This is a genomic window from Aeromicrobium sp. PE09-221 (assembly GCF_002174305.1).
Taxonomy (GTDB): Bacteria; Actinomycetota; Actinomycetes; order Propionibacteriales; family Nocardioidaceae; genus Aeromicrobium.
Genome location: NZ_MIJB01000005.1, coordinates 82,502 through 109,423, shown reverse-complemented (window position 1 = coordinate 109,423; position 26,922 = coordinate 82,502). Strand labels below are relative to the sequence as shown.

The following is a 26,922-nucleotide window of genomic DNA, read 5'->3' as shown; positions in this document are numbered from 1 at the left end:
TTTGGGTTACGCCGGGAGCCCCATCGGACGGCTAGCGTGCTGAGACAGTTCAGGTCTTGCCGAGGAGGCAACCATGTCAGTTCTGTCCCGCATCATCCCCGCTGCTGTCGCTGCGGCCTTGCTCGTCGGCTGTACCGCGGGAGGGTCCACCGGCGGCGAGGGTGACGGCCCCGTCACCCTGCGGTACGCGTTCTTCGCGCCTGCCGAGTCCTTCCCGAGCCTGCAGATGGAACGGTGGAAGGAAGAGATGGAGGAGCGCACCGACGGCGCTGTGGAGGTCGAGCTGTTCACCGGCGGCACGTTGCTGGGCTCTGGAGACATCTACGATGGCGTCTCGGCCGGCACCGTCGACATCGGACTCGACAGCCCCGCCTACGACTCATCACGCTTCCCGGTGTCCTCGGCCATCCAGGTGCCGATCGGCATCACCGACGCGACGACGGCCAGCGCTGTGTTCCTCGAGCTGCTGACCGAGCTGGAGCCGCCAGAGTTCGACGGCTACGAGATCATCACCGCCTTCACGACCGAGCCGTCCTACATCCAGTCGAGCCGTCCGATCACCACGACGGCGGACATGAACGGGCTCGAGCTGCGGAGCTCGAGTGCCACCATCCCGGTTCTCGAGCGACTGGGCGCTTCGCCGATCGGCATGCCCATGCCGGACGTGGCCGAGGCGCTTCAGACCGGCATGGTCAGCGGCTACGTGTCCTCGCGGGAGGTGCTCGAGGATTTCGGGCTCGCCGAGCACGTCTCACACATCACCGACTACCCATTCGGTCCCTCGAACAGTTTCGTCGCCGTGATGGACCAGGAGCGCTACGACTCGCTGCCCGACGACGTCAAGGACGCCATCCAGGACCTCAAGACCGAGATGATGCAGTGGGCGGCGGAGTACCACGACGGCGAGAACATCGGGTCCGCACTGGAATTCGCCGAGGAGCAGGGTGTCGAGACCGTCGAGGTGGACGCCTCCGAAAGGCCCCAGTGGGACGAGGTCCTCGACGAGGTCTCGGCCGAGTGGGTGAGCCGCAACGACTCGGCGGACCTCGACGCCCAGGCCGTCCTCGACCGGATGCGCGAGCTGGCCGACGAGCATCAGAAGGACGAGCAGTGACCGCCGTCCTGCAGCGGGTCGTGCGATTCGCCGGGCTGCTGAACACCGGCATGGTGCGGGTCGCCTCGGTCTGCCTCGTGCTCGTCATGCTCGCGCTCATCGCGAACATCGTGATGCGTGTCGCGGGTTCACCGCTTAACGGCACCTTCGAGGTCGTCGCGATGCTGGCGGCGGTGGTCTTCGGGCTGTCGCTCGGCGACGCCCAGAACCACGGGGCTCACGTGTCGATCGACCTGCTCGTCCGCCACTGGCCTCGCCGCATCCGGATCGTCGTGGCGTCCGTCGTCACGATCGTCTCGATCGCGCTGTTCGTCCAGGTCATCACGAGCCTCGTCGTGTACGGCCAGGTCATGCGAGCCCAGGGATCGGCTACGGAGTCGCTCGGCATCCCGTTCTGGCCCGCGGTGTACGTCGTCGTGGTCGGTTTCGCCGGCCTCGTGCTCGCCCTGGTGGCCGACCTCGCCCGCGGCGCCCTCTCGTGGTCGACCGAGGACCCCGAGCTGAACGTGTTCTGACCGCTGACGCCCTCGGTCCCCACCCCAAGGAGTACAGATGGACCCCACGACTCTCGCGGTGTTGGGCATCCTCGTGATGTTCGCACTGCTCTTCCTGCGGATGCCGGTGTCGTTCGCGATGCTGGCGGTCGGCCTCGCCGGCTCCACGATCGTGCTCGGGCCGGCAGCGGGCTTACAGCTCGTCGCCGCCGACGTGTACCGGCAGATGTCGTCGTACGGCCTCGCAGTCGTGCCGCTGTTCATCCTCATGGGCATGGTCATCTTTCACACGGGGATGAGCGGCAAGCTCTTCAAGGCCGCCTACGCGTGGATCGGGCACTTCCCCGGTGGTGTCGCCGCGACGACGATCCTGGCCAGCATCGCGTTCAGCTGCGTCTCCGGCTCCAACTCGGCCTCGACCGCCACGATGGGGTCAGTGGCGCTGCCGGAGATGAAGCGGTACGGCTACAACCCTCGCGTCGCCGGGGGAGCGGTGGCGATCGGCGGGACGCTCGGGGTCCTCATTCCGCCGTCGACCGCCCTCATCATCATCGCCGTCCAATCCGAGCAGTCGATCAGCCGCCTCTTTCAGGCCGCGCTGTGGCCGGGGATCTTCGTGGGCGTCCTGTTGGTCATCACCGTCATGGTGATCTGCCGCCTCAGGCCGGAGTACGGTCCGCCGGGCCCCAAGGCGACCTGGACGGAGCGGTTCAGCTCACTCAAGGGTGTGGTGGAGACCGGCATCCTCTTCCTGCTGGCGGTCGGCGGCCTCTTCGCCGGTTGGTTCACTCCCAGCGAAGCGGCGGCGGTCGGTGCCCTCGGTGCGCTGGTCATCGCCGCTGTGAACCGGTCCCTGACGGTCGAGGTGCTGCGCAAGTCCATCGTAGGGACGCTACGGACCTCGGCCATGGTGGTCCTGTTGATCGCCGGGGCGGTGGTCTTCGGACGGTTCCTGTCGGTGACCCGTATGCCCTTCGAACTCGCCGAATGGGTATCGAATCTCCAGGTCGCGCCGTTCTTCATCCTCATGGTGGTCATCGCGATCTACCTGGTCGGCGGCGCCATCATGGATGCTCTCGGCTTCCTCGTCATCAGCATCCCGATCTTCTTCCCGCTGGTGACGGCGCTCGGCTACGACCTGGTGTGGTTCACGATCATCGTCACACTCGTCACGACCCTCGGGTCCGTGACGCCGCCGGTCGGGGTCAATGTCTTCATCACCGCCGGTCTGGATAAGTCGCTCGACGTCATGACGGTCTTCCGCGGCGTCAATCCCTACTACGTGCCGTACTTCGCCTCCCTCGGCGTCTTCATCGCGGTACCGAACACCATCCTGTTCGCGGTTTCATGACCGACGTTCCACCCTAGGGAAGGACGAAGCGTGCGCGGCACATTCAACGAACTCTTCGCACAGGCGCTCCGATCGCTCGACGTCGACCGGATGTTCGGTGTCATGGGCGATGCGAATATGTACATCGCCGACAGCTTTCACCGGCTGCCGGGCGCGTGCTTCGTGTCCTCCGCGAACGAAGGGGGAGCGGTGCTCATGGCAGCGGGGCATGCCGCGGTCACGGGCCGCGTCGGCGTGGCCACGGTCACCCACGGTGCCATCGCGAACTGCGTGAGCGCGCTCTTCGACGCCGTTCGCGGCGGCTACCCGGTGCTCGTCATCGCGGGCGACACGTCGCGGGCCGAGGGGATGCACCTGCAGAACATTCCTCAGCGGGAGGTCGTCGCGCCGACCGGTGCGGAGTACCGCGAAGTCCGCTCTCCGCAGACAGCCGCGTTGGATCTCGCCGCTGCATTTCGGTCGGCGTCGTCGGCTCGCCGCCCCGTGGTCCTGGGTATCCCGAGCGACTTCCATCAGGCGCAGTGCTCGATGGAGTTCCCGAGGGCGACAGTGATCGAGGAAGGGGTGGCCCGGCCCTCGCGTGAGGCATTGGAGGAGGCGGCCGGCGTCCTCATCGGCTCGAGTCGCCCCCTCCTGATCGGTGGGCGCGGGGCACGTGACGCCGAGGCGGCGCTGACCAAGCTGGCTGAGCGCCTCGGAGCGCCGGTCGCCACGACGTTGAGAGGCAAAGGTCTGTTCGCCGACGACCCGTGCCTGGTGGGCATCTGCGGAACCCTGGCCAACCCGGTGGCGAGCGAGACGATCGCACGCAGCGACTGCCTGGTGGTGTTCGGCGGTGCGCTGACCTCGCTGACGACGCTCAAAGGGGAGTTGTTGGAGGGTAAGCGCGTCGTCCAGATCGATTCTGATCCAGGAGCACTGGGGCGTTACTTCCCGGTGGACCTCGCGATCGTCGCTGACGCCGGCGTGGCGGCGACTGAACTGATCGAGATCCTCGACGAGGCCGGCGCCCCCGCATCGGGTTTCAGGTCCGAGGACATGGCCCGCAAGGTCGAGGACTTTCGACGCAAGGACTGGTCCGCAGCGCAGGGCACCGGACCATTGACCCTCACCGGCGTGCTGCATCGGGTCAATCAACTCGTCGATCCCGACCGGTCCTTGTGCATCGATGGCGGGCGGTTCTCCCATGAAGCGCTTCGCATTCTGGACGTCGCCCATCCGTGCCGTTATGCCCACTGTCTCAACGTGGGGCACATCGGTCTTAGCGTCGGGTACGGCATCGGCGCGGCATTCGCACGACCGGATGCGCGGACCTTGGTGGTGGTCGGCGATGGCGGCTTCATGCTCGGCGGGCTGACGGAGTTCAACACAGCCGTGCGCTACGACGCGAACCTCGTCGTGGTGCTGCTCAACGACAATGCCTACGGCGCCGAGTACTACCGCTTCGTCAATCAGGATTTCGACCCCACGTTGACGACCTTCTCGTGGCCGAGCTTTGCGGGCATCGCCGATGCCCTCGGGGGCAGGGAGCTCCGGGTGACCGAATGGAGCGATTTCGACGCGCTCGCACGCGCGCTCGAACGTCCGGGACCCATTCTCGTCGAGGTGGTCCTGGATACCGCGAGCATCCCCGACCCGGGAGATCACTGATCGACTGAATCGTCAGCGGGCACCGAGCACCATCCACGTAGGCGACCCAGAGCCTCGTGAACGAGCCGACCGTGGTCCGCGATTATCTGAAGAACGACCGTGGTGTCGCCCGTGACTGCTTCGACGTCACCGGCTACTGGCGGCGCTGACCGCCGGACGGCCCGGGCGCTGGCGGGGCAGCTTCGCGGCTTCAGTGGGGATGGTGATGCTGGCCGTGCGAGGCGTCGAGGTGCTGCCTCTCCAGCTCCTCGCTGTGGGCCAGGAGAGCGGGATAGTCTCGCGCCGCCCCGCGGAGGAGCGTCTCGACGGCCGACCAGGCATCGTCGTCGCTGAGATGGTCGGGGCTGAACATGCTGCGGTAGTGCACGAGCGACCCGACGAGGTCGAGGAGCACCTCTCGGTTGGAGTCCGGTCGTAGGTCGCCGCGCGCGATCGCTCGGTCGACCGCGATGCCGACGGCGGTGCGCGTCGGTTCGATGATCGTCTCCAGATAGGAAGCGCGCAGATCGGGGTCCGTGGCGCATTCGGCATAGAGCGCGCTGAGGGATTCAGGGCGGATCGTGCGGTAGGAGGCGAGGAACAGGTCGAAGCTCTCGCCGATATCGCACAAGGTGCAGCCGGTGTCCGGTGGATCGGGAATGTCGAGACGTTCGCCGACGGCGGCCAGCACGAGTGCGGCCCGGGTCGACCAACGCCGGTACACAGCGGGTCTGGATGTCCCGGCACGGCGGGCGACGGCCTCGAAGGAGACGCCGGCATACCCCTCGGCGTCCAGGATCGCGAGGGTGGTCTCGATGACCGACTGATCGATCTGCCGGTCGCGCGGTCGTCCGCTCGCTCCCTTGGCGGCACCCGCACTGCGCTGTCCCATGCGGCCAGTCTAGGAGCGGATTCGTGCCGGACTGTCACGGATCCGGGCTCTGCGCGTTGCGCTCTCTCCGCATATTGCGTTACGGTTCATAACGTAATTGAAAGGAGGAGCGTCATGACGACGAAGATTGAACCCGGTGACACCCGCGTGATGACGGACACCGCCAAGCGGATGCGAGTCCTGATGGTGATCGGCAGCGTCCGCACCGGCCGCTTCGGACACGTTCCGGCATCCTGGCTCGCCGAGCGAGCCCGTCTACGAGACGACATCGAACTGGCCATCACCGATCTGGCCGATCTGGACCTGCCCGCCGATCTCGGCGACAAGGGGCGAGCCGCGCCGTCCGATGTCACCGCCCTCGGTGACCAGATCGAGGCGGCCGATGCGATCGTCATCGTCACCCCGGTGTACAACCGCGGCTACCCGGCTTCGTTGAAGAACGCGATCGACTGGTTCAACTCCGAGTGGTCCGCCACGCCGGTCGGTTTCGTCTCCTATGGCGGTCGCACGGGCGGGATCGAGGCCGTCGAGCAGTTGCGCACGGTGTTCGTCGAGCTGGGTACGATGACGATCCGCAATGTCCTGAGCTTCCCTGATTTCTGGGAGGTCTTCGACGAGAGTGGGGTTCCCGCGGACCCGGCACGCGTGAGCAGGGCCGCCGGCAACTTCTACGACGAACTGATCTGGTGGGCGCGTGCTCTGCGTCCCGCCCGACTCGCGAGGCAGGCGCGTCGATGACGGAGGATGTCGTCCGGCGCGCCGGACCCCGCGAGTGGATCGGCCTCGCGCTGCTGGTGCTTCCGATGTTGGCGTTGTCGACCGATCTGACGGTGCTCTTCCTGGCGCTTCCTACAGTCAGTGCCGATCTGGAGCCGACCGCCTCGCAGGCCTTGTGGATCGTGCACGTCTATGGGTTCCTCATCGCCGGCTTCCTCGTGACGATGGGACGTCTGGGTGACCGCATCGGGCCACGGCGGTTGCTCTTGATCGGCAGCGCGGCATTTGCCCTGCTGTCGGTCCTCGCGGCCTTCTCGACCACGGCGTCCATGCTGATCGCCGCCCGAGCGATGCTCGGGGTGGCAGGAGCGACATTGATGCCCTCGCTGTTCTCGCTGCTACGCGTGATGTTCCATGACGATGTGCAGCGGCGGTCCGCGATCGCGATCATGTTCAGCTCCTTCTCCGCCGGCGGTGCCGTCGGGCCGTTACTGGGAGGAGCGCTGCTGGAACATTTCTGGTGGGGCGTGGTGTTCCTCATCAATATTCCACCCATGGTCCTGTTACTGGTCGGCGGACGCCGGCTGCTGCCCGAACGCACGGGCCGGGGCTCCGGCGGCCTCGACCTCACCAGCGCCATCCTGTCGGTGACGGGAATGCTCGCGATGGTCTACGGGCTCCAGGAACTGGCCGCCGGAGACCAGGGTGGCGGGCCGCTGTGGATGAATGCGCTGGCCGTGGGTGTCGGCATCCTCGTGCTCGCCGTCTTCGTGCGTCGCCAGCGCCGGCTACGCGATCCGCTCTTCGACCTCGCGCTGCTGGCCAACCCGCGCGTCTCGGTCTCTCTCGTCACGATCCTGCTCTCCGGGGTGGGCGTGGTCGGCGTGTTCTACCTGCTCACCCAGCATCTGCAGTGGGTCGTGGGGCTGAGCCCCTTGCGCGCGGGCCTCTGGACGGTTCCGTACATCCTGCTCAATATCGCCGGCTCGTTGCTCGCCGCGCGGCTGACGAGATGGATTCGTCCGGTCGTGGTCGTCGCGATAGGACTCACACTCGCTGCCGCCGGTCTTCTCGTGCTCATGGTCGTGGTCGACCCGGGAAGGTCGCTGTCCGTCGTCGTCGCGGCCTTCTCGATAGTGGGATTCGGACAGGGGGCGGCCGCGGCTCTGGTCAGCGACCTGATCATCGCGGGAGTTCCGGACGAGAAGACGGGTTCGGCGGCTGCCGCGCAGGAGGTGGGAGGAGAGCTCGGCACCGCACTCGGCGCTGCCACCGGCGGTGCGGTCGCGACGGCCGTCTATCGAGGGTCGCTCGGCGAGATGATGCCCGGTGGCGTTCCCGACCCCGTCGGCGACCGTGCGCTCGAGAGCGTCCATGACGGAATCGCGGCGGCAAGGGCACTCGGCCCCGCGGGACCGGAACTGCTCGACGCAGTCCACGTGGCCGTGACGGATGCCCTCCAGGCGTACGCTGCCGTCGCCGCCTCGCTGGTCGGCCTCACCGCGTTGCTGGTCACCGGGGTTCTCGTCCTGCGCGGGCGAGGACACACTCCCTCGGGCGGCCGATGAGGCATCTCCTGTGCCGCCAGACTGGGCGGGGGTCAACGGCTGCCGAGCACCATCCAGGCGTCTCCGCGCTGACGCCACCAGAGCGTTGCGAGCCTGGCGGTGATGAAGACCCCGTAAGCGACCCACAGCCACATGAATGAGGCGTCCAGCCAGCCCACGGCGAGAGCGGCCGGCGCATAGAGCGCGAGCACGAGGATGCCCGCCCAGGCCAGGTACACGCCGTCCCCGGCACCGATGAGCACGCCGTCGAGCACGAAGACCACCCCGGAGAGCGGCTGGATCGCCGCGACGACGAGCAGGGCGGGAATGGCCGTGGACTGCACGAGGGAATCGGAGGTGAAGCCCCGCACCAGGAGGGGTGAGGCGGCCGCGATCACGAGACCGAAGACCACCCCCGCTCCCACGCCCCAGGCGATCATCCGCCGGGTCATGGCGCGGGTGCCGGTGGCATCAGAGGCACCGAGGGTGCGACCGGTGAGGGTCTGGCCGGCGATCGCCAGGGCGTCCAGGGCGAAGGCCAGGAAGGACACGACCGTGGTGGCGATCTGGTGGGCGGCCAGCGGCGCGTCGCCGAGTCCGGCGGCCACGAGGGTCGCGATGATCAGCGAGATCCGCAGGGTGAGGGTGCGTACGAGCAGCGGCACCCCGTCCGCGGCGGCGGTGAGCACCTCGCCGAGATCGGGACGGACCGACGCCCGGACGGCGCGTGCGCGACGGATGACGACCAGGCAGAGCCAGACGGCGGCGAACCACTGGGCGATCACCAGGCCGAGTGCGGCGCCGCGCAACCCCCACCCGAGACCGTGGACGAGCAGCAGCGTGATGATCACATTGACCAGGTTCGCCGCGATCATGGCCAGGAGGGGAGTACGGAGATCGAGCAGTCCGCGCAGTGCGCCGGTGGCGGCGAGCACGAGCAGCAGCGCCGGGACGGAGGCGGCTGCCACGATGAGGTAGTCGTAGGCGAGATCGGCGACCTGTGGGGAGCTGGCGAGGGAGCGTCCCAGGGGCCGGGCGAACACAGCCAGGCCGGCACCGAGGATCACACCGAGTCCGAGGGCGAGCCAGACACCTCCCAGCGCGCTCTGCAGGGCGCGCCGGTCGTCCCCTGCTCCCTGATGACGCGCGACTGTGGCGGTACTGCCATAGGCGAGGAAGATGCACAGGCCGACCACCGTCATCAGCACCGTGGATGCCGCGGCCAGTCCGGCCAACTCGGTGCGGCCGACATGGCCGATGATCGCGGTGTCGGCCATCAGCATCAGGGGCTCGCTGATGAGGGCGGCGAAGGCCGGGATCGAGATCGCGAGGATGCGCCGGTCGATGTCCCTCACGGGGCTGGGGAGAACATGGGGAAAACGGGCATCGTGGAGCAGTTTACGCGCCCATGGGGCATCCCCGACAGTGGTCTGTCCACGCGGGAACATGGACGCCGAAGTTTCTTTCCTCCACACGGTGTGTCGAGTGTTTTCGCAGGTCAGAGCCCATCGGGTGAGCGCGGAATCAGTCTTGTCCACAGAGTCTTCCACGGTCTGTGCACAAGCTGCTCGGCGTTTCCCACCGGTTCTCCCCAGACATACACAGGGCCTGTGGATAACGTACTGGAAGTGGGACGCTCGCGAGGTCTACTGTGACGCGTCGGAGCGGTGTCGGAAAGTGTCGGCGCGGCCCCGTACGGTGGCAGTCCAGACCCCTTGAGGAGGAGAATCAGCGGTGAGTGTCGCGGACCTGTACGAGGAGCCCCAGCCCCCTGAGGGAGCGGGCAGCGTACCCCCGCAGGACATGGCCGCCGAGCAGAGCGTTCTGGGTGCGATGCTGATGAGCAAGAACGCGATCGACCCGGCCGCCGATCTCCTCGAGGCGCGCGACTTCTACCGGCCCGCCCATGAGCTGATCTTCGAAACGATCGTCGACCTCGCCAACCGTGGGGAGCCGGCCGATGCCATCACGGTCGCGGCCGAGCTGCAGCGGCGGGGCGAGATCACTCGCGTCGGCGGGGCCACCTATCTCCACGATCTCGTCGCGGGTGTGCCGATCGCCGCCAATGTCGACTACTACGCCGAGATCGTCCACGAGAAGGCCGTCCTGCGTCGATTGGTGGAGGTCGGACAGCGTATCGCCCAGCTCGGCCAGAGCGGTCAGGGCGAGGTCAGCGAGATCGTCGACCGGGCGCAGGCCGAGGTGCTCGATGTCGACGGCGCCAGCAAGGGCGAGGACTACAGTCTGCTGTCGGCGCTGATGACCGACACGATCGATGAGATCGAGCAGATCCAGAACCGTGATGGCGATCTCGGCGGCGTGCTGAGCGGTTTCCCCGACCTGGACAAGCTCACCACCGGGTTCCGTCCCGGTCAGATGATCGTCGTCGCCGCCCGCCCCGGCGTCGGCAAGTCCACGCTCGGTCTGGACTTCATCCGGCAGGCCGCGATCCGCGACAACATCCCCTGCGCGATGTTCTCCTTGGAGATGACGGGTGCCGAGATCGCGATGCGTCTGCTCTCGGCGGAGGCCAAGGTCGCCATCCACCACATGCGTGGCGGCGGCATGTCCAATCGTGACTGGGATGCGATCGGCCGGGCGCTGTTGACCGTTCAGTCCGCGCCGATCGTCATCGACGATTCGCCGAACATGACGATGCCCGATATCCGCTCGAAGGCGCGGCGCATCAAGAAGCAGCACGGGCTCGGCTTCATCGTGTTGGACTATCTGCAGCTGATGACCTCGGGCAAGCGGGTCGAGAACCGTCAGGTGGAGGTCTCGGAGTTCAGCCGGCAGATCAAGCTGCTCGCCAAGGAGCTCGAGGTGCCGGTGGTGGCGATCAGCCAGCTGAACCGTGGATCGGAGCAGCGCACCGACAAGACCCCGCAGCTGTCGGACCTTCGTGAATCCGGCTCGATCGAGCAGGACGCCGATATCGTCATGCTGCTGAATCGTCCTGATGCGACGGGAGCGGGCGAGTCCGAGCGGCCCGGCGAGGCCGACATCATCGTCGCCAAGAACCGCTCCGGACCGGTCAACAAGGTCGCGGTCTCCTTCCAGGGCCACTACTCGCGGTTCACCCCCATGGCGCGCGAGCCCGAGCCGCCCACCGGCGGTGCCGCCGCCGGCGACTTCTTCTGAGGAGTCAGCGTGCGTGGGCCGGGGACGATAGTTTGAGAAAGTCTCTGTGACGTATGTGCACGCCGATATGATAGAAACTGCTGAACGAGCTCAGAGCCGCCAATGTCATCATCAAGGATTCGGATGGCCCTCGGCGAGGGCCGTCGATCAGATGGCTGCCAGTTCCACGCAGAACTCTTGGTGCGCTGACATCTGTTCCGCTCAGCTTGTCCGACCCTGGAGGCCGGAACAGCGGGCGAACATGAGTGGTCATACTGACGGTGTGCGGGTAGTCAACGGGGCGATCGAGGACAGCATGTGGGCCGGAGTGCTGCTCGGCGCGACCGAACGGCTGGTGCCCGCCTGGCTGGCGGTCGGCTCGGTGGCGATCTCCTCGGCATCGGGCATCTGCACGGCGTCCCCCGATGGTCCCGTGGCTTAGTCGGTGTCACGATCACAATGGTCTCGGCCGTTCGGGCTGTGATGAAGCGTGGATCCTGCGACGATGACGACATGACGTGGCAGGAAAGAGTGCGACAGACGTGGGCCGATTTCATCGGGCCCGAGGCCACCCCGACCAATGAGCGGATTACCGCGGGAGTCGCTGCCGTCGGAGCCGCGATCGCCCCCGTCATCGCGCGCCGCCGTGGCGGCAGCGTGCCCGATGCCGTCATCGCGTCGGGACTCGCCGCCGATCTCTGGGGCGGAGCGTACGTCAACAACACCCGCGCATGTGCCCGGCGTTACCACGGTGACGGCACCGAGGATGCCGATCGCCTGCGCTTCGTCGCGCTCCATGCCCATCCGGCGCTGATCGCCTGGCTCGACCGACACCACGAGGGCCGGGTACGTGGCGTGGCGAAGGCCGCGGCCCGCTACGGCTACCTCATCGCGGCGACCCAGGTGATCGCCTCGCGTCCTCGGTACCGCCGATCATTGGGCTACGGACTCACCGCGGGCGGTATCTTGCTGGACCGTGTGCTCGGCGGATCCACGGCCGCCCCGTGGTTCGCGTGGGCGTACTACCCCAAGCTCCTCCTCGGCCATGGCGCAGCGTCCCTCTGGAGCGACGACGATCTGGACGCCTGAGCCGCCTCACCCCGTCACGCTGTCGCACAACGGACCGGCGAGCCATCGCTCAACCTCCGCAGCCGAGCGCAGCCGGACGATCACGAGATGTGGATGGCTCGATGCCAGGGCGGGAACCCCCTCACGGTAGGTGTTGCGGGTCTTGATCGACCACCGCACGATGTGCTCCTGGTCGGTGAAGAAGGTGTGCAGGGATGGCTCGACATCGCCGACGAACTCCTCGCGAGGAGTCCACGGCGGGCCGTGGAAGAGGGCGTCGATCTCGGTGTGCGGGAGACCGGCGACATCCCCGACGTCGGGGGGAGGGGCGAAGTCCCCTGACATGCGGGTCAGCGCCGGTCGCGCCGTTCCTCGGGGGCCGAGTCCGGGAGGGGTACGTCGATGTCGAGGGGCATGCCCTCGTCCGGCTTCGGCCGGGTGAGGTTCATGACCACCGCCAGGATCGCCGCCGGGACGATGCCGGTCTCGAGAAGCACCTTGATGTTCTCGGGCATCAGCGCCATCGAGTCCGGCACGGCCGCGAAGCCCTGGCCGACGCCGATCGACACGGCGATGACGAGCATGTCGTGGCGGTCCAGCGGGTTCTCGGCGATCAGCTTGATACCCGCGCCGAGCATCATGCCGAACATGACCACCGCCGCGCCGCCGATCACCGAGGACGGCATCAGCGCGATGAGGGTCGCCAACTTCGGGAAGAGCCCGAGGAAGACCAGGAAGGCAGCGCCGATCGACACGACGTGGCGGCTCATCACACCGGTGAAGGCGACGAGGCCGACATTCTGACCGAAGGTCGTGTTGGGCAGGGCGCTGAACAGCGAGGCGAAGGCGGTGGAGACGCCATCGGCGATCACGCCGCCGGACATCTCCTTCTTGGTGACCTCGCGGCCCGCGCCGCTCTTGGTGACCGCGGACAGGTCGCCGATGGTCTCCACCGAGGTCGCGATCGCCATCGCGCCCATGGCGATCAGCGCCGCCACCGGGAAGTCCAGCCCGAATTCGAGCGGCGTGGGAATGGCGAACCACTGGGCGTCATTGATCTCGGCGAAGTCGACCTTGCCCCGGGATGGCGACCAGATAGCCGATGACCAGGCTGATGAGCACGGCCGAGGCTCCGACGAGCCCATTACCGAAGCGGTAGAGCACGAGCATGATGACCAGCACCAGCGACGCCAGGCCCAGGTTGGCGAAGGAACCGAAGTCCGCGGCACCGTTGCCGCCGGCGAACAGCGCCATGCCGGTCGGCAGCAGGCCGATGCCGATCACCAGCACGACGATGCCGCTGACGAGCGGCGGGAAGAGCACCTGCAGCCACCTGAGGCTGAAGCCGAGGGCGACCTGCACGGCACCGGCGAAGATGGCTCCGCCGAAGACCGCGGCGATGCCGTAGTCCTGGGCGAGGGGGATCGAGACGGCCAGGAAGCCGAAGCTGGTGCCCTGCACGATCGGGAGCCGAGAGCCGACCGGCCCGAAGCCGACGGTCTGCAGGAAGGTGGTGAGACCGGCGACCAGCAACGCCACCTGCACGAGGAAGGCGGTCTCGCCGGTGGTCGCACCGATCGCGGTCGCGAGCACGATCGGCAGGGTGACATTGCTGGCCATCATGACGAGCACGTGCTGGACGCCGAGGAGTGTCGCCTCGCCCCAGGGAGGCATCTCATCGATGTCGTAACGCGCGTGGATGGAGTTGTTGGTACTCACGGGGCCCTTCCGGGTCGAGGGGTATCCCCTCGATCCTTCCTGTGTGACATCGGTCTCACTACCCCAGATCTGCACAGTTCGCGCGGCGCCTGGCTGTGACACCTCACCAATGCGGCCACACGCCGACATTTATCCCGACTGTGATAAACAGGGGTCATGGGCCACCTCGACGTCTCCGCCTGCTCACTGGCGCTCCCGGACGGACGCGTCCTGCTCGACGATGTCTCCTTCCGTGTCGCGGAGGGCTCCACGGTCGCCCTGATCGGAGCCAATGGCGTGGGGAAGACGTCGTTGCTGCGCATCATCGCCGGAACGCTCAACGCTTCGGGCGGTGCGGTACAGGTGACCGGCGGCCTCGGGATCATGTGGCAGTTCATCGATGAGTCCGCCGCGACGATCGCGGACGTATTGCTCTCGGTGGCCCCCCGTTCTGTGCGGGAGGCGGCCGAGCGGCTCTCCACCGCCGAGCGACGGATGACTGAGCTCGCCACCGAGTCGGCTCAGCTGTCGTACGCCTCGGCACTCGCGGCCTGGGGCGATTCCGGGGGCTATGCGGCCGAGGTGCTGTGGGACACCTGTACGGTCGCGGCACTGGGCGAGTCCTTCGAGACCTGCCGGGAGCGTGATGTGCGTACGCTGTCCGGCGGTGAGCAGAAGCGCCTCGTGTTGGAGGCTCTGCTGCGCGGTCCCCATGAGGTGCTGTTGCTCGACGAGCCCGACAACTACCTGGATGTCGCGGGCAAGCACTGGTTGGAAGAGCAGCTGCGCGCCACGCCCAAGAGCGTGCTGTTCGTGAGCCACGACCGTGAGCTGCTGGCGCGTTCCGCCGACAGCATCGTCACGCTCGAGCTGGGGGCCGCAGGCAACACGACATGGACCCATCCGGGCGGATTCGCGACCTATCACGAGGCCCGCGAACGACGCTTCGAGCGTCTCGACGAACTGCGGCGCCGTTGGGATGACGAGCACGCGAAGCTCAAGGCGCTGGTCCAGATGTACAAGCAGAAGGCCGCATACAACTCCGACATGACCTCGCGCTACCGCGCCGCCCGAACCCGGCTCGCCCGCTTCGAGCAGGCCGGCCCGCCGCAGGAGCGGCCGCGGGAGCAGCGCATCGACATGCGACTGCGGGGCGGCCGCACCGGGAAGCGCGCGATCGTCTGCGAGCATCTGGAGCTGATGGGCTTGACCGACCCCTTCGACCTGGAGGTCTGGTACGGCGACCGTCTCGCGGTGCTCGGACCCAATGGCACGGGCAAGTCCCATCTGCTGAGGTTGCTTGCGGCCGGCGGCACCGAGCCCGATGTGCAACACCGGCCCGTCGGCGACCTGCCGATCGAGTCGGTCGACTGCACGGGCGTCGCCCGCCTCGGGGCTCGGGTGCGGCCCGGCTGGTTCGCGCAGACCCAGGGCCGCCCCGACCTGGACGGCCGAACACTGATCGAGATCCTCCATCGGGGGGACGAGCACCGCGACGGCATGGACCGAGAGACCGCCTCGCGAGCTCTCGATCGCTACGAACTGGCCAGCTCCGCCGAGCAAGACTTCACCTCGTTGTCCGGCGGGCAGAAGGCTCGCTTCCAGATCCTGCTGCTGGAACTGGGGGGCGCGACCCTCCTGCTGCTCGACGAGCCGACCGACAATCTCGACCTGCTGTCGGCCGAGGCGCTCCAGCAGGCGCTGCGGGCCTTCGACGGCACCGTGCTCGCTGTCACGCACGACCGCTGGTTCGCCCGGGAATTCGACCGCTACCTCGTGATCGACGACGCGGGCGTCGTCCGCGAGGCCGACGAGCCCGTTTGGGCGGCTTGAGATGCCGGCTCGATTGGATGCGGCCCGCAGACGTGCGGACGTGGTCACCGCTGCCCTGCGCCTCGTGGCTCGCGACGGGGCCGCAGCCTTGTCCTTGCGGCGGGTGGCCGACGAGGCGGGTCTCAATGTCGGTTCCGTGCGGCACTACTTCGAGGGCAGCGAGGATCTGCTGAGTGCCACGGCTGAGGAGATCGGCCGCCGGATGGGGGAGCGGCTGGAGCGACATCGGCTCGACGACATCGGCGCTGACTGGCCCGAGCGGTTGGCGCTGTTCGTCGAGGAGGTGCTGCCGGTCGACGAGGAGCGGGCCGCCGAGGCGGTGGTGCTGGTCGAGTTCATCGTCGCCTCCCGCACCCGGCCGATCCTCGCCGCGGCGACCGCCCGGATGGGACGTGATCTGCACGAGGCACTGGCGGCCGCTCTCGCGTCGGCGGGCGTGGGTGGACATGAGGCTGAGGCGACGCGGCTCAGTGCCCTGGTCGGCGGCCTGACGCTCGATGTGATCACCCCACACGGTGAGTTGGACGCCGAGGGGGTCCGGGTCGCCCTTCGCCACCACCTCGCGACCCTTGACCACTAGGCAGCGGTAGCTGGTCAACGCCACGTCGTCGCTGACGAACGACGCCGGCGCGACGGGTTGGCTCAGCCGAGGGACTTGCCGGGGTTGAGGATCCCCGCCGGGTCGAGGGCGTGTTTGATCGCTCGCTGGACCCCCAGATGGACCGCACCGACCTGCTCGGCCATCAGATCGCGCTTGGCGAGGCCGACCCCGTGCTCCCCGGTCACCGTGCCTCCGAGCCGCAGGCCGAGCCGAGCGATCTCCTCTGCCGCATGCCGCGCGCGTGACTCGGCAGCGGTGTCACCGTGGTCGAAGACCACGGTGGGATGCATGTTGCCGTCGCCGATATGACCGAAGCACGCCACCGTCACCGCGTGACGCGCCCCGATCTCCTGACACCCCGCGACGAGATCCGGCACCGACGAGAGCGGGACGCACACATCGTCCAGCAGCCACTGCCCACCGGCCTCGAGGGCATCCAGGGCTGTCCGTCGTGCCATCGTCAGAAGCTCGGTCTCGGCATCGTCCCGTGTCGTCATCACGAATCGGGCGCCGGCCTCCTCGCAGGCCCGCGCGCAGCGCTCGATCGCCTCGGCATCGCCGTCATCGGTCTGCACCAGCAGGAGCGCCGCCGCCTCCGTGTCCAGGCCGCTGGGCCGATACGCCTCCACGGCACGCACGGTGGGCGCGTCCATCAGCTCGCACATGCTCGGACGACCTTCGGTCAGGACTCCTGCCACCGCACGCCCGGCCCCTGAGAGCTCGTCGAAGGTCGCGACCAGCGTCGCGATCTCGCGTGGGGCGGGACGTAGGCGCACGGTCACCTCGGTGACGACCCCCAGCATCCCTTCACTCCCTACGAAGAGGCCGAGGAGGTCGAGCCCCGCCACGTCCTTCACGGTGCGACCGCCGAGACGCAGGACCCGTCCATCGGCGAGGACCACTTCCAGCCCGATGACGGAATCGCGGGTGACGCCGTACTTCAGGCAGCACAATCCGCCCGCATTCGTCGCGACATTGCCGCCGATCGTGCAGAACTCGGCCGACCCCGGATCGGGCGGATACCGCAGTCCGTGGGTCATGGCGAGGTGTTTGAGGTCGGCGGTGATCACACCCGGCTGGACGACCGCGTAACGGTCCACGGGGTCGACAGCGAGCACCTGGTCCATCGCCTCGAGCGACAACACGATCCCGCCGTCGATCCCGTTCGCCGCCCCGGCCAGACCGGAGCCGGCGCCCCTCGGGACGACGGGGATCGTGTGGCGGCTCGCCCACCGCATCACGGCCCCGATCTGTTCGGTGCTCCTCGGCCGCACCACCGCCAGCGGTGTGGCCGACGGTGCCCACAACTCACGGTCGCGTGCATAGGACGTGAGGATCTCGGTGTCGGTCACGACGGTGCCCGCCGGAAGCTCCCGCGCCAGTTCCTCGATCACGCCAGTGCTGGACATGTCCATCCCCCGATCCTCGTCGCTCGGATCATCGCCCCGGCCGCGGGGGATCGCCCAGGGCGATGACTCCCCGCCCGGTCACATCGGCGTAGACGGCCAGGAGCAGGTCGCGTTCCCGCCCGAGCTCCTTCAGCCAGGACGCCTGGGGGACGACGCCGTCCTGGGCTACATCGATCACTCGGCAGCGCCGTACCCGTTCCACGATGTGCAGTGCCGCTGTCCCGATGCGCACGGTCGAGCCTACCCAGTCCTCCTCCTCGAAGGGGACACTGGTCTCGACGACGATATTGGCGCGCAGCCGGCGGGCATCCCCGGCGGGCCCCCAGCGCTCGGCACACCACTGCAATGTCGCCGATCCGATGAGCGATACGGCTCCGCCGTCCTGATGGGGCGCGGTGTCCTCCGCCGTCACCCGCACTCGGGTGCCGAGTCGCGTGCTCAGGTGTTCGTCGAGTGCGGGATCACCGACCCTCCAGCGATCCTCGGCGCACGCCACCACCACAGTGTCCGCGGTGGTGCTCGCGCGGTAGTCGACGACGCGATCGCGTCGCTTGAAGCGTCGGGTGTTCTTCAGCGCCGCGAATCGCCCGTCGTCGTCGGTGACCGCGAACCAGCGGTCGCCGACCAGTCCGCGATCGTCGAGGTCGACTTTCCGCAACGACTCTCCGCCCATGGCCTTGACCGGATAGCGGCGCAGCGCCGCCACCCGGGAACATCATTGTCCCGAGGCCCGCGCGACGATGATCTCGGCGAGCTCGCCGGGGGCCTCCTCGGGTATCCAGTGGGAGACTCCCTCGAGTTCGACGAAGCGGTAGTCCGCGTTGACGTGGTCGCCGCAGCGTTCCGCGCCGGCCCGACCCAGAGCCTGGTCGGCTGTGCTCCAGACGTAGGTGGTCGGCACACGGACCGCGGGCAGGTCGGTCTCCGGACCCATGGCCCGGTACCAGTTGAGCGCGGCGGTCAGTGCTCCCGGCTCGCGGAGCGTTGAGACGTGCTCCTCGACCAGGTCGTCCGGGACACGGCCCTCGAACATCGCGATGAGCCGTCGCGCGTCGTCCTCCAGTAGTAGCCCCTCGGCGCGCTGGCCGTCGCGGAACAACCCGATATAGGACGCACGGCGTTGCTGATCGGCGTCATTCGCCAAGGCCCAGCCGTAGGCGGCCAGATGGGGCACCGACACCGCGGTCAGGGTCTCCACCCGTTCCGGATGCAAGGCGGTGAGCTTCCACGCCACCGCCGCTCCCCAGTCGTGACCGACGACGTGGAAGCGGTCCAGGCCCCAGGCGTCGGCGAGCGCGAGGACATCGTCGGCGAGCGTGTCCATGGCGTAGGCCTCGACCGCTTCGGGGCGTGCGCCCGGCGAGTAGCCGCGCTGGTTCGGCGCGTAGGTGTGGTAGCCCGCTTCTTGCAGCATTCCCGCGACAGCGCGCCAGGTGGCCGCCGTCTCGGGAAAGCCGTGCAGGAGTACGACCGGTGGCCCGTCACCTCCTTGCTCCACCTCGAAGGTCATGTCGCGTGCGGTCGTGTGCTGCATCCGGCCCTCCCGGTGAATCGGCGTGGCTGCCGTGGCGATCCTCTCCGAGCGGGATCGTGGGACGCAAGCATCACACTCGTCGCGCACGTCCGGCGGGAGTAAGTTGACGCTCGGCGGAGTTGTCCGAGGGGTGAGCGGTATGAGCGCGGTCGACGCGGCGGTCCAACGGGTCATCGAACGGCTGAAGACCGAGTCCGGGAGCGCCCTGCTGCTCGTCGGCGTCGCGCTGTTCGCCCTGGTGTGGGCCAATTCCCCGTTCTCCGGCAGCTACGAGCATCTGCTGGAGATCCCGATCATGGTCGAGATCGGTGACTTCATCATCGATATGGACCTGCATCACTGGGTCAACGACGGCCTCATGGTGGTCTTCTTCTTCCTCATCGGCCTGGAGGTGCGCCAGGAGTTCGCGGTCGGGTCGCTGCGTGACCGCCGTCGTGCCGTCGTGCCCCTTGTCGCGGGGCTGTGCGGCGTGGTGCTGCCGGCATTGCTCTACCTGGCGATCGCCGGACGCGAGGCGGCCCAGGGCTGGGGTGCGGTCGTCGGCACCGACACCGCCTTCCTGCTCGGGGCTCTCGCACTCGTCGGGCCCGCGATGTCGAGCCAGCTGCGGGTCTTCCTCCTCGCGCTCACGGTCGTCGACGACTTCCTCGCCGTGTCGGTCATCGGCATCTTCTACACCGATGACCTCTCCGTCACGCCGCTCCTCATCGCCTTCGGATGCCTCGGTCTGCTGTGGCTGCTCGGCAGGTCGCGGCAGTGGCGCAGCAGCCCCTATGTCGTCGTGATCGTCGTGCTGTGGGCGGCCACCCTGCTCTCAGGCATCCATCCCTCGCTCGCCGGCATGGCTGCCGGTCTGCTCGTCCCCGCGGCGGCACCGGAGCGCGAGGACGTCATCCGCGCCAAGTACCTCTTCCGCGACTACTGGCAGTCGCCGCAAGCGCGGGTGGCGCGGGTGGCTCAAGCGGGCCTGGCACGCTCCATCTCGGTCAACGAGCGGCTGCACACCGTCATCGCCTCACCGGTCGCCCTCGTGATCGTGCCGATCTTCGCCCTCGCCAATGCCGGCGTGGACCTGCGCGGCGGTGTCCTCGGCGAGGCACTACGCTCCCCGGTGACCTGGGGCATCGTCGCCGGCCTCGTGGTCGGCAAGACCCTCGGCATCTCGCTCGGGGCGTGGGCCGCCGTCCGGCTGCGGCTCGGCACGCTCCCGGACGGGGTCGGACCCGGCAGCGTCGCGGGAGGGGCGGCCCTCTCGGGTATCGGCTTCACGATGTCGCTGCTGATCGTGTCGCTGGCTTTCGAGGGTGAGACCGCGAGGTTCGCCGTGATCGGCGTGCTGATCGCGATGGGACTCTCCTGGGCGGTCGGCTGGGTCGTATTCTGGGTCGCGCGGAACCACCTGGGCGAGGAGAGCGCCGACCTGCCGGTGTTGCTCGAGCCGCCCCTGGATCCCGGGCGCGACCACATCCACGGCGATCCCCATGCGCCGGTCGTCGTGGTCGAGTACTTCGACTTCGAATGCCCCTTCTGCGCGCGCAGCACCGGCATGGGTGACGACCTGCGGGCGCACTTCGGCGATGATCTCTGCTTCGCCGTGCGCCACCTGCCCCTCGAGGATGTCCACCCGCGCGCCCTCGACGCGGCCATCGCCGCCGAGGCGGCCGGGCGCCAGGGCAAGTTCTGGGAGATGTACTCCCTGCTGTTCAGCTCCCAGGCCCATCTGGAGGGTGACGACCTGCTGCGATACGCCGACCAGCTCGGTCTCGACCTCGACCAGTTCGCGCGGGACTGCGTCGATGCGCAGGTCCGCGACCGGGTCCGGACCGATGAGGTCAGCGCATATGCCAGCGGGGCGACGGGCACGCCGACCTTCTTTCTCAACGGCGTGCGGCACCGGGGTTCGCACGATGCGCGCACCCTCATCGCCGTCCTCGAACAACAGCGCGCTGCCGACCGTTCCCTGCGCGGCCGGCTATGAGCGCTGAAATGTACATTTCAGCTTCTTCGGCTATGATGGCGCTATGAGTGAGATGACCATCAGCGAGGCCCGGGCGCGTCTGGCCGATGTCGTCGAGGAGGCCCGCATCGGGCGCGAACCGGTCTTCCTGACTCGCCGCGGGCGTCGGGTCGCCGCGGTCATGGATGCCGAGGAGCTCGAGCGGCTGGTCGAAGCGGCAGAGGACCTGGCCGATATCCGGGCGGCGGCTGCCGCCCGGGCCGAGATGGCGGAGACCGGTGAGGCACCGGTTCCATGGGAACAGGTCAAGGCCGATCTCGGTCTCACATGACCTCCGCGGGCTATCGCATCGAGGTGAGTCCGGCTGCGGCGCGCCAGCTCCGCAAGCTCGATCCGCCGGCCCGGCGTAGGGTGCAGGCGGCCGTGGAACTGCTGGTGTCCGAACCGCGTCCGCCGGGCGCCAAGAAGCTCGCGGGCGGCTCGGGTGAGTGGCGCGTCCGCACCGGTGATTTCCGTGTCGTCTACGAGATCGACGATGGCGTGCTGCGGGTCCTGGTCGTCGCGGTCGGCCATCGTCGCGACATCTATCAACGTCGCTGACGTGCGGGGAGCCCCCGTGGGTGATCGCTCACCGCGATGGGGCGCCGCCGGTATTCGGTGACTGGTCAACGATCGAGGCGCTCGGGATGGTCGATGGCACACCGCCATCGCGTGCCGCCAGATCGCGGTGCACCGTCAACCACCGCCGTGAGCGGCACGCGGCGCTCAGTCCTCGTGAGTGGGATCTTTCTGGGCCTCCTCGACCGTGGGCAACGGCTGGGCCTTGCCGCCGGTCTTGAGGAGGCTGGCGACCGTCGTGATGACGAGGATGCCGATGATGACGATGAGCGACGTCCCCGTGGAGACCTCGGGCACCTCGACATGCTCGCCGTCGTTGATGAAGCCCAGCGTGTTCTCGTGCAGAGCGTGCAGCACGAGCTTCACGCCGATGAAGGCGAGGATGAGCGACAATCCGTAGGAGAGGTAGACGAGCCGGTCGAGCAGTCCGCCGATGAGGAAGAACAGCTGACGCAGGCCGAGCAGGGCGAAGGCGTTGGCGGTGAACACCAGATACGCTTCCTGGGTCAGGCCGTAGATCGCTGGGATGGAGTCGACCGCGAAGACCAGGTCGGCGAAGCCGATCGCTACCAGCGTCAGCAGCATCGGCGTGACCATTCGCTTGCCATTGATGCGGACGGTGAGGCGGTCGCCGTGGTACTCGTCGGTGGTCGGCAGGATGCGCTTGACGAGTCGCGTGATCCGGCTCTCGCCGGCCTCATCGTCATCATCCCTGACGTGATCGATGATGAGCTTGATGGCCGTGTAGATCAGGAACGCGCCGAACAGATAGAAGACCCAGGCGTAGGCATTGATCGCCGCGGCGCCCAGGGCGATGAAGGCGCCGCGCATCACCAGCGCCATCGCGATGCCGATCAGCAGCACCTTCTGCTGATACTCCCGGGGCACCGAGAAGCTCGCCATGATGATGACGAAGACGAAGAGATTGTCGACGCTGAGCGCTTTCTCCGTGACATAGCCGGCGAAGTACTCACCACCGTAGGTGCCGCCCCAGACCCACATGACCAGGAAGCCGAAGATCACCGCGATGCCGACATAGAAGGCCGACCAGAAGCCGGATTCCTTGAGGGTTGGGGCATGTGGGGTGCGCACGTGCGCAAAGAAGTCGAAGACGAAGAAGCCGGCGATCGCGGCGATCGTGACGATCCAGGTCAGCAGAGAGACGTCCACAGAGAATCCTTCGGTGCGTGTCGAATCACCGGAGGTCTCTCCCGCCGGGTGGGAAACCGGCCGCCGACCCGGGACGACATCGGTGTCGCACGTGATGACGAGTCGGACGTGAGTGGGGATACTCCCCTCCTGGAGCACTAGTGAACCATGCCGGACCACGGATCGCCCACTCCGGTGGGTTGACCGATCGGTTGATACGGCTCTGGCGGATCGCCGGACTGGCGCCAGCCGACGCGGGGACCGTCGAGGTCCTGGGGGTCGACCCGCCCTGCGACCGCGCCGCCGCGCCATGCGATATCGGGGTGCAGCTTCAACAGGCCGGGCTGCAGCCGAAGCTCCGCGTCGGGGAGGCTCTCGATCTCTTCGCGAGTCTCTACGAGGATCCGCGAGATCCGGTCGAGCTCGCCGACCGTCTCGGTCTCGCCGATCGCCTCGGACACGCGTGGACCGCGTTGTCGCTGCTGGGCGAGTGACTCAGCGCGGTCGTGTCCAACTCACGACCCGCATGCCGGGGCCGGTGAGTGAGCGTCCGTCTCTCGCGGGCGGGCGGTGCTGAGGCGTCCATTCTGCCCTTGCGAAAGGACGCTGACCCACCAAAGCGGGTGACTCAGCGCGGATAGGGCCCGCTGAGATGGATCAGTGGAAAAGGACGTCCCTCGCCGTCGGTCGGTGACCGTCCGGTCTCGACGAAGCCTCGGGATCGGTAGAAGTCCAGGGCCGACGGGTTCTGCTCGTTGACGTCCAGATCGAGCCTGGCGTGCCGGGCGGCGGCGTGGGCGAGCAGGCGAGTACCGATGCCCAGATTGTGCGCCTCGGGGTCCACGAAGAGCATCTCGACCCGATGCTCCTGCAATCCGAGAAAGCCCACGATGCGCCCGCTCAGCTCCGCGACGGTCACGTCGAGGGCCGGGAGATAGGTGTCGCGGATATGCCCCTCGTAGAAGTCGATGTCCTCGGGAGAGAGGAACTCGTGGGTCGCCTCCACGGCACGCCGCCAGATCTCGACCACCGACGGCTCGTCGGCACTGCGTAAAGGTCTGAGGACGGGGTACACCGCTCCATCATCTCTCTGTACTAGACTGGCCCGCATGGGATCGATAACCAAGGCCGCCTACGGGCGGCTGAGCCTCGTTCGCGAGCGCAGCGCCTGACGGCGCGTCCTCGCTGAACCTCGTCGCGCCGTACCTCCAGTACTCGTCATTCCCTCTTCACACTGGAGCACTTCGTGCGATCCCCTTCTGGTGGCCGACATGAGCTCGGCCAGAACTTCCTGCATGACCGCGGCACCATCGGCCGCATCCTCCACCTCGTCGACCAGACCTCCGGACCCGTCCTGGAGATCGGCTGCGGCCGTGGCGCGCTGACCCGGCCGCTCGCGGAGCTTGGGCGGCCGCTGCTCGCCATCGACATCGACCCGCGTTGCGTCCAGGCGACGAAGCGTTCCGCGCCGGGCGCCCAGGTGATGCACCTGGATGCGCTGCGGGTCCGTCTCGACCGCCCGGTCGTCGTGGGCAATCTCCCCTTCCACCTGACCACGCCGATCCTCCGGCGGCTGCTGTCCTCATCCGGATGGACCGATGCGGTGCTGCTGCTGCAGTGGGAAGTAGCGCGCAAGCGGGCCGGGGTCGGCGGCCGGACGATGCTGACCGCGCAGACCGACCCGTGGTTCACGGTGCGGCTCGACCGGCGTGTGCCCGCGGAGGCCTTCCGGCCGCGGCCGAGCGTCGACGGCGGCATTCTCACGATCCGCCGTCGAGCCGACCCACTGCTGCCGGCCGACCGTCGCCGCGACTACGAGCGCTTCGTCAAGACCGTCTTCACGGCGCGTGGGCGCGGACTCGCCGCGATGCTCCGGTCGGCCGGGGCACCGTGTCCCGACCGACTACTCCGTGAACTGGGGGTCGGGCCACGCGACCTGCCTCGCGACCTGAGCCCGGAGCAGTGGGCCGGTCTCTTTGCGCGCCGCACCTGACGCCCGCCCGGGGGGGGGTGGTGAGTTACGCACCTCTCCCGTGCCGCGAGAGGTGCGTGTCCCACCGCTCGATGCTTGAGCCCGACGATCGAGCGAGACAGTCTCGGGGCGCCGTCGGTCACCTCGGTGACCACGGCCTGCGAGCACGTCGTCCCACCTCGGTCGGCGCGGCCGCGGCGTCTCCGCGAGACGTGTCACGTGAGGACGGTGGGGGTCGGACACCGTAGCCGTCGCGGCGGAGATCGCGTGCCAGGGCGACCAAGGACAGCCCGGCGAGGAGAGCGAAAACGATGATGAGCAGCGCCATGGCTGATATCGTGCTACCATTCAATTCCAGCCACGAGTGGCTGGAAGGACATCATTCGTCAAGATCCCGCCAGGAGGTGCGATGCGCTCGGTCGCCGTGGTCGTGCCGGAGGGCGTGGAGCCCTTCGGCCTCGGCGTCATCACCGAGATCTGGGCCGAGCCTTTCCACCCCGAGGACGACAATCCGGTCTTCGACGTCGCGATGTGCACGCCGCGGCCGGGGCGGGTGAGCGGCTCGGCCGGCTTCGATCTGTATGTCGAGCACGATCTCGAGCGAGTCGCGACCGCCGATCTCGTCGCCGTCGCCGCGAGCCGGGATTTCCGTGTCGAGCAACCCGCGATCAGTGAGGCCCTGCGGGCAGCGCATGACCACGGTGCCACCATCGTCGCGTCCTGCACGGCGGCCTTCATGCTCGGCTATGCCGGACTCCTCGACCATCGCCGTGCTACGACCCACTGGCGCTACGGCGAGGAGATGGCGGCGCGCTTCCCGGACACCGAGGTCGATGTCTCCGTGCTCTACGTGGAGGACGGCCCGATTCTCACCGGGGCCGGCTCGGCGGCCGGGATCGATGCCAATCTGCATCTGATGCGCAAGGCCTTCGGCGCCGCGACCGCCGCTACCGCTGCCCGCCGGATCGTCATGCCTCCCCATCGCGGGGGAGGGCAGGCGCAGTTCGTGCCGACGCCGGTGCGCGCCGAGGACTGCGAGTCGCTCGGCGATGTGCTGCAGTGGGCCCGCGATCGACTCCACGAACCGCTCACAGTCGGCGACCTGGCGCGGGTCGCCACCATGTCGGAGCGGACCTTCGCTCGGCGCTTCCGAGACGAGACCGGTACGACACCGCTGCAGTGGCTGACCGCCGAGCGGGTGGCTCGCGCCGAGCAACTGCTGGAGCAGACCCGGCTGTCCATCGAGGAGATCGCCAGCCGGTGCGGGTTCGGCGCTGCGGCCACCCTGCGGTATCACTTCGGTGCGCTGCGCGGCACGAGCCCGGCTGCCTATCGCCGTCAGTTCACCTGCCTCGACACGGCCTGACCCAAGCGCCGGATGGAGTTGCATGGGTACCTCCGCCGCGCCGGAACGGGCGAGGAGCGGCCAACCCGGCCGCGAGGAAGCAGGTCACCTGCGAGGGCCGCGGTGTTCGGGTGCCACCCCCATGCGGTCGTAGTCCTCGGCCGCGAGGGCCGGTATCGGCGGACCCCCGGGCATCACGGACGGCATCACCAGCGCCAGATAGCGCCGGCGCACCGAGGGTGACGACAGCTCCGAGGTCAGTCCGAGCACCAGCATCCGCAGGACCCAGAAGAGGTTGACCGGTTCGAGATCGGCGCGCAACACCCCCGAGTCCTGTCCATCGTGCAGGAGCCCGAGGAAGGACTCGGCCAAGGTGTCCAGCGCCTCGTCGGTCACCACGGAGACCTCGATCACGCTGAGCAGGGGTGCATAGCGGCCGATCGCCGTCACGAACTCCTCGGCCACCGTGAGCAGGTCCAGCTCGTCCGCTGCGGCCGCACGATCGACGATCGGCGCGATCTCCTCGGCGAAGAGCGACTGAAAGGCTGCCTTCTCCAGCGAGCCCCGATTCGGGAAATGGCGATAGAGCGTCGCGATGCCCACGCCGGCGCGCTGAGCCACCTGTTGCATCGAGGGCGAGCCCTCGTCGGTCCACAGATCGCGCAGTGCCTGCACGATGCGCTCGGCATTGCGACGGCTGTCGCGGCGCTGTGACATGACTCTCCTGCGCTGACACGTGTCCTGGTTGGGACCCCATTCTACGATATGAGAGTTGCCTATCACTTCGTTCTGAGGAGAGCGCACGCGTGTCCACGCTGCTGTACCGGCTCGGTAAGTCGGCCTTCGCCCATCCGTTCCGATTCATCGGCGCGTG

General features: G+C 68.0%; 29 protein-coding genes. 18 read left to right on the top strand and 11 right to left on the bottom strand.

Annotated elements, in window-relative coordinates; all coding sequences use genetic code 11:
* Nucleotides 1–73 precede the first annotated feature (73 nt).
* From BHE97_RS03135 to BHE97_RS20570, 5 genes are read left to right on the top strand one after another with little or no spacing between them, the layout of a single operon-like run.
* Nucleotides 74–1,114, top strand: coding sequence for a TRAP transporter substrate-binding protein (locus tag BHE97_RS03135; RefSeq protein WP_087622560.1), 1,041 nt, complete (start codon nucleotides 74–76; stop codon nucleotides 1,112–1,114).
* The gene (locus tag BHE97_RS03130) at nucleotides 1,111–1,629 is read left to right on the top strand and encodes a TRAP transporter small permease (RefSeq protein ID WP_087622559.1); all 519 of its coding nucleotides are present in this window, start codon (nucleotides 1,111–1,113) and stop codon (nucleotides 1,627–1,629) included. Before BHE97_RS03135 ends, BHE97_RS03130 begins: the two co-directional genes overlap by 4 nt.
* Before the next feature lie 37 nt (nucleotides 1,630–1,666).
* Nucleotides 1,667–2,959, top strand: a complete 1,293-nt coding sequence (locus tag BHE97_RS03125; RefSeq protein WP_087622558.1) for a TRAP transporter large permease — start codon at nucleotides 1,667–1,669, stop codon at nucleotides 2,957–2,959.
* Between the two features lie 30 nt (nucleotides 2,960–2,989).
* Entirely contained in the window at nucleotides 2,990–4,609 is a 1,620-nt protein-coding gene (locus BHE97_RS03120; protein WP_087622557.1) for a thiamine pyrophosphate-binding protein, read from the top strand.
* A gap of 56 nt (nucleotides 4,610–4,665) precedes the next feature.
* Nucleotides 4,666–4,758: a siderophore-interacting protein gene (locus BHE97_RS20570; RefSeq protein WP_140399942.1), complete on the top strand. Its 93-nt coding sequence runs from the start codon at nucleotides 4,666–4,668 to the stop codon at nucleotides 4,756–4,758.
* A 41-nt stretch (nucleotides 4,759–4,799) separates the two neighbouring features.
* Here the strand turns inward: BHE97_RS20570 and BHE97_RS03115 are convergent, their stop codons facing one another.
* Complete coding sequence (locus BHE97_RS03115) at nucleotides 4,800–5,480, bottom strand: TetR/AcrR family transcriptional regulator (RefSeq protein ID WP_087622556.1); 681 nt, start codon at nucleotides 5,478–5,480, stop codon at nucleotides 4,800–4,802.
* Nucleotides 5,481–5,594: 114 nt separating this feature from the next.
* Between BHE97_RS03115 and BHE97_RS03110 the strand changes: the two genes are divergently transcribed.
* On the top strand, nucleotides 5,595–6,218 hold the full coding sequence (locus BHE97_RS03110; protein ID WP_201791287.1) for an NAD(P)H-dependent oxidoreductase: 624 nt from the start codon (nucleotides 5,595–5,597) through the stop codon (nucleotides 6,216–6,218).
* Nucleotides 6,215–7,765 carry an MFS transporter gene (locus BHE97_RS03105; RefSeq protein ID WP_087622555.1) on the top strand — a complete coding sequence of 517 codons (1,551 nt, stop codon included), beginning with the start codon at nucleotides 6,215–6,217 and terminating at the stop codon, nucleotides 7,763–7,765. Before BHE97_RS03110 ends, BHE97_RS03105 begins: the two co-directional genes overlap by 4 nt.
* A gap of 32 nt (nucleotides 7,766–7,797) precedes the next feature.
* Here BHE97_RS03105 and BHE97_RS03100 read toward each other — a convergent pair whose 3' ends face one another.
* Nucleotides 7,798–9,099, bottom strand: coding sequence for an MATE family efflux transporter (locus BHE97_RS03100; RefSeq protein WP_236757502.1), 1,302 nt, complete (start codon nucleotides 9,097–9,099; stop codon nucleotides 7,798–7,800).
* Nucleotides 9,100–9,547: 448 nt separating this feature from the next.
* Here BHE97_RS03100 and dnaB point away from each other — a divergent pair, with 448 nt between their 5' ends.
* The 3 genes from dnaB (at nucleotide 9,548) to BHE97_RS03090 (ending at nucleotide 11,953) form a co-directional block, all read left to right on the top strand.
* A complete protein-coding gene (dnaB, locus tag BHE97_RS03095) occupies nucleotides 9,548–10,885 on the top strand; it encodes a replicative DNA helicase (protein WP_087622604.1) in 1,338 nt (445 codons plus the stop codon).
* 241 nt (nucleotides 10,886–11,126) lie between these two features.
* Nucleotides 11,127–11,306 carry a hypothetical protein gene (locus BHE97_RS19665; protein WP_140399941.1) on the top strand — a complete coding sequence of 60 codons (180 nt, stop codon included), beginning with the start codon at nucleotides 11,127–11,129 and terminating at the stop codon, nucleotides 11,304–11,306.
* Between the two features lie 71 nt (nucleotides 11,307–11,377).
* Nucleotides 11,378–11,953 carry a hypothetical protein gene (locus tag BHE97_RS03090; protein ID WP_140399940.1) on the top strand — a complete coding sequence of 192 codons (576 nt, stop codon included), beginning with the start codon at nucleotides 11,378–11,380 and terminating at the stop codon, nucleotides 11,951–11,953.
* Nucleotides 11,954–11,959: 6 nt separating this feature from the next.
* Here the strand turns inward: BHE97_RS03090 and BHE97_RS03085 are convergent, their stop codons facing one another.
* The 3 genes from BHE97_RS03085 to BHE97_RS20950 are packed head-to-tail and all read right to left on the bottom strand — an operon-like array spanning nucleotide 11,960 to nucleotide 13,651.
* Entirely contained in the window at nucleotides 11,960–12,277 is a 318-nt protein-coding gene (locus tag BHE97_RS03085; protein WP_087622552.1) for a hypothetical protein, read from the bottom strand.
* 5 nt (nucleotides 12,278–12,282) lie between these two features.
* Nucleotides 12,283–13,077, bottom strand: coding sequence for a solute carrier family 23 protein (locus tag BHE97_RS20955; protein ID WP_201791286.1), 795 nt, complete (start codon nucleotides 13,075–13,077; stop codon nucleotides 12,283–12,285).
* On the bottom strand, nucleotides 12,983–13,651 hold the full coding sequence (locus tag BHE97_RS20950; protein WP_201791285.1) for a solute carrier family 23 protein: 669 nt from the start codon (nucleotides 13,649–13,651) through the stop codon (nucleotides 12,983–12,985). Before BHE97_RS20950 ends, BHE97_RS20955 begins: the two co-directional genes overlap by 95 nt.
* Before the next feature lie 156 nt (nucleotides 13,652–13,807).
* On the opposite strand from BHE97_RS20950, the gene BHE97_RS03075 reads away from it, so the two are divergent.
* Together BHE97_RS03075 and BHE97_RS03070 are read left to right on the top strand one after the other, a co-directional pair.
* Nucleotides 13,808–15,463 carry an ATP-binding cassette domain-containing protein gene (locus BHE97_RS03075; RefSeq protein WP_087622551.1) on the top strand — a complete coding sequence of 552 codons (1,656 nt, stop codon included), beginning with the start codon at nucleotides 13,808–13,810 and terminating at the stop codon, nucleotides 15,461–15,463.
* Between the two features lies 1 nt (nucleotide 15,464).
* On the top strand, nucleotides 15,465–16,043 hold the full coding sequence (locus BHE97_RS03070; protein ID WP_087622550.1) for a TetR family transcriptional regulator C-terminal domain-containing protein: 579 nt from the start codon (nucleotides 15,465–15,467) through the stop codon (nucleotides 16,041–16,043).
* A gap of 62 nt (nucleotides 16,044–16,105) precedes the next feature.
* Here BHE97_RS03070 and BHE97_RS03065 read toward each other — a convergent pair whose 3' ends face one another.
* From BHE97_RS03065 to BHE97_RS03055, 3 genes are read right to left on the bottom strand one after another with little or no spacing between them, the layout of a single operon-like run.
* Nucleotides 16,106–17,479 carry an FAD-linked oxidase C-terminal domain-containing protein gene (locus tag BHE97_RS03065; protein ID WP_087622549.1) on the bottom strand — a complete coding sequence of 458 codons (1,374 nt, stop codon included), beginning with the start codon at nucleotides 17,477–17,479 and terminating at the stop codon, nucleotides 16,106–16,108.
* Between the two features lie 22 nt (nucleotides 17,480–17,501).
* Nucleotides 17,502–18,179, bottom strand: a complete 678-nt coding sequence (locus tag BHE97_RS03060; protein WP_087622548.1) for an MOSC N-terminal beta barrel domain-containing protein — start codon at nucleotides 18,177–18,179, stop codon at nucleotides 17,502–17,504.
* A 9-nt stretch (nucleotides 18,180–18,188) separates the two neighbouring features.
* Nucleotides 18,189–19,007, bottom strand: a complete 819-nt coding sequence (locus BHE97_RS03055) for an alpha/beta hydrolase (protein ID WP_087622547.1) — start codon at nucleotides 19,005–19,007, stop codon at nucleotides 18,189–18,191.
* 139 nt (nucleotides 19,008–19,146) lie between these two features.
* Here BHE97_RS03055 and nhaA point away from each other — a divergent pair, with 139 nt between their 5' ends.
* The 3 genes from nhaA to BHE97_RS03040 are packed head-to-tail and all read left to right on the top strand — an operon-like array spanning nucleotide 19,147 to nucleotide 21,564.
* A complete protein-coding gene (gene nhaA, locus BHE97_RS03050; protein ID WP_087622546.1) occupies nucleotides 19,147–20,985 on the top strand; it encodes a Na+/H+ antiporter NhaA in 1,839 nt (612 codons plus the stop codon).
* A 43-nt stretch (nucleotides 20,986–21,028) separates the two neighbouring features.
* Nucleotides 21,029–21,295: a type II toxin-antitoxin system Phd/YefM family antitoxin gene (locus tag BHE97_RS03045; RefSeq protein ID WP_087622545.1), complete on the top strand. Its 267-nt coding sequence runs from the start codon at nucleotides 21,029–21,031 to the stop codon at nucleotides 21,293–21,295.
* A complete protein-coding gene (locus BHE97_RS03040) occupies nucleotides 21,292–21,564 on the top strand; it encodes a type II toxin-antitoxin system RelE/ParE family toxin (RefSeq protein ID WP_087622544.1) in 273 nt (90 codons plus the stop codon). Before BHE97_RS03045 ends, BHE97_RS03040 begins: the two co-directional genes overlap by 4 nt.
* 165 nt (nucleotides 21,565–21,729) lie before the next feature.
* Here the strand turns inward: BHE97_RS03040 and BHE97_RS03035 are convergent, their stop codons facing one another.
* Nucleotides 21,730–22,752, bottom strand: a complete 1,023-nt coding sequence (locus BHE97_RS03035; protein ID WP_087622603.1) for a TerC family protein — start codon at nucleotides 22,750–22,752, stop codon at nucleotides 21,730–21,732.
* Nucleotides 22,753–22,892: 140 nt separating this feature from the next.
* Here BHE97_RS03035 and BHE97_RS03030 point away from each other — a divergent pair, with 140 nt between their 5' ends.
* Nucleotides 22,893–23,225, top strand: coding sequence for a hypothetical protein (locus BHE97_RS03030; protein ID WP_087622543.1), 333 nt, complete (start codon nucleotides 22,893–22,895; stop codon nucleotides 23,223–23,225).
* 134 nt (nucleotides 23,226–23,359) lie between these two features.
* Here BHE97_RS03030 and BHE97_RS03025 read toward each other — a convergent pair whose 3' ends face one another.
* Nucleotides 23,360–23,806, bottom strand: coding sequence for an acetyltransferase (locus tag BHE97_RS03025; protein ID WP_201791282.1), 447 nt, complete (start codon nucleotides 23,804–23,806; stop codon nucleotides 23,360–23,362).
* A gap of 171 nt (nucleotides 23,807–23,977) precedes the next feature.
* Between BHE97_RS03025 and erm the strand changes: the two genes are divergently transcribed.
* Both erm and BHE97_RS03010 read left to right on the top strand, forming a co-directional pair.
* Entirely contained in the window at nucleotides 23,978–24,724 is a 747-nt protein-coding gene (gene erm / locus BHE97_RS03020; RefSeq protein WP_087622541.1) for a 23S ribosomal RNA methyltransferase Erm, read from the top strand.
* Nucleotides 24,725–25,112: 388 nt separating this feature from the next.
* Nucleotides 25,113–26,069 (top strand): helix-turn-helix domain-containing protein, encoded by a 957-nt coding sequence (locus tag BHE97_RS03010; protein WP_087622539.1) that lies wholly within the window; start codon nucleotides 25,113–25,115, stop codon nucleotides 26,067–26,069.
* A gap of 84 nt (nucleotides 26,070–26,153) precedes the next feature.
* Here BHE97_RS03010 and BHE97_RS03005 read toward each other — a convergent pair whose 3' ends face one another.
* Nucleotides 26,154–26,765 carry a TetR/AcrR family transcriptional regulator gene (locus BHE97_RS03005; protein WP_087622538.1) on the bottom strand — a complete coding sequence of 204 codons (612 nt, stop codon included), beginning with the start codon at nucleotides 26,763–26,765 and terminating at the stop codon, nucleotides 26,154–26,156.
* Between the last annotated feature and the right edge of the window lie 157 nt (nucleotides 26,766–26,922).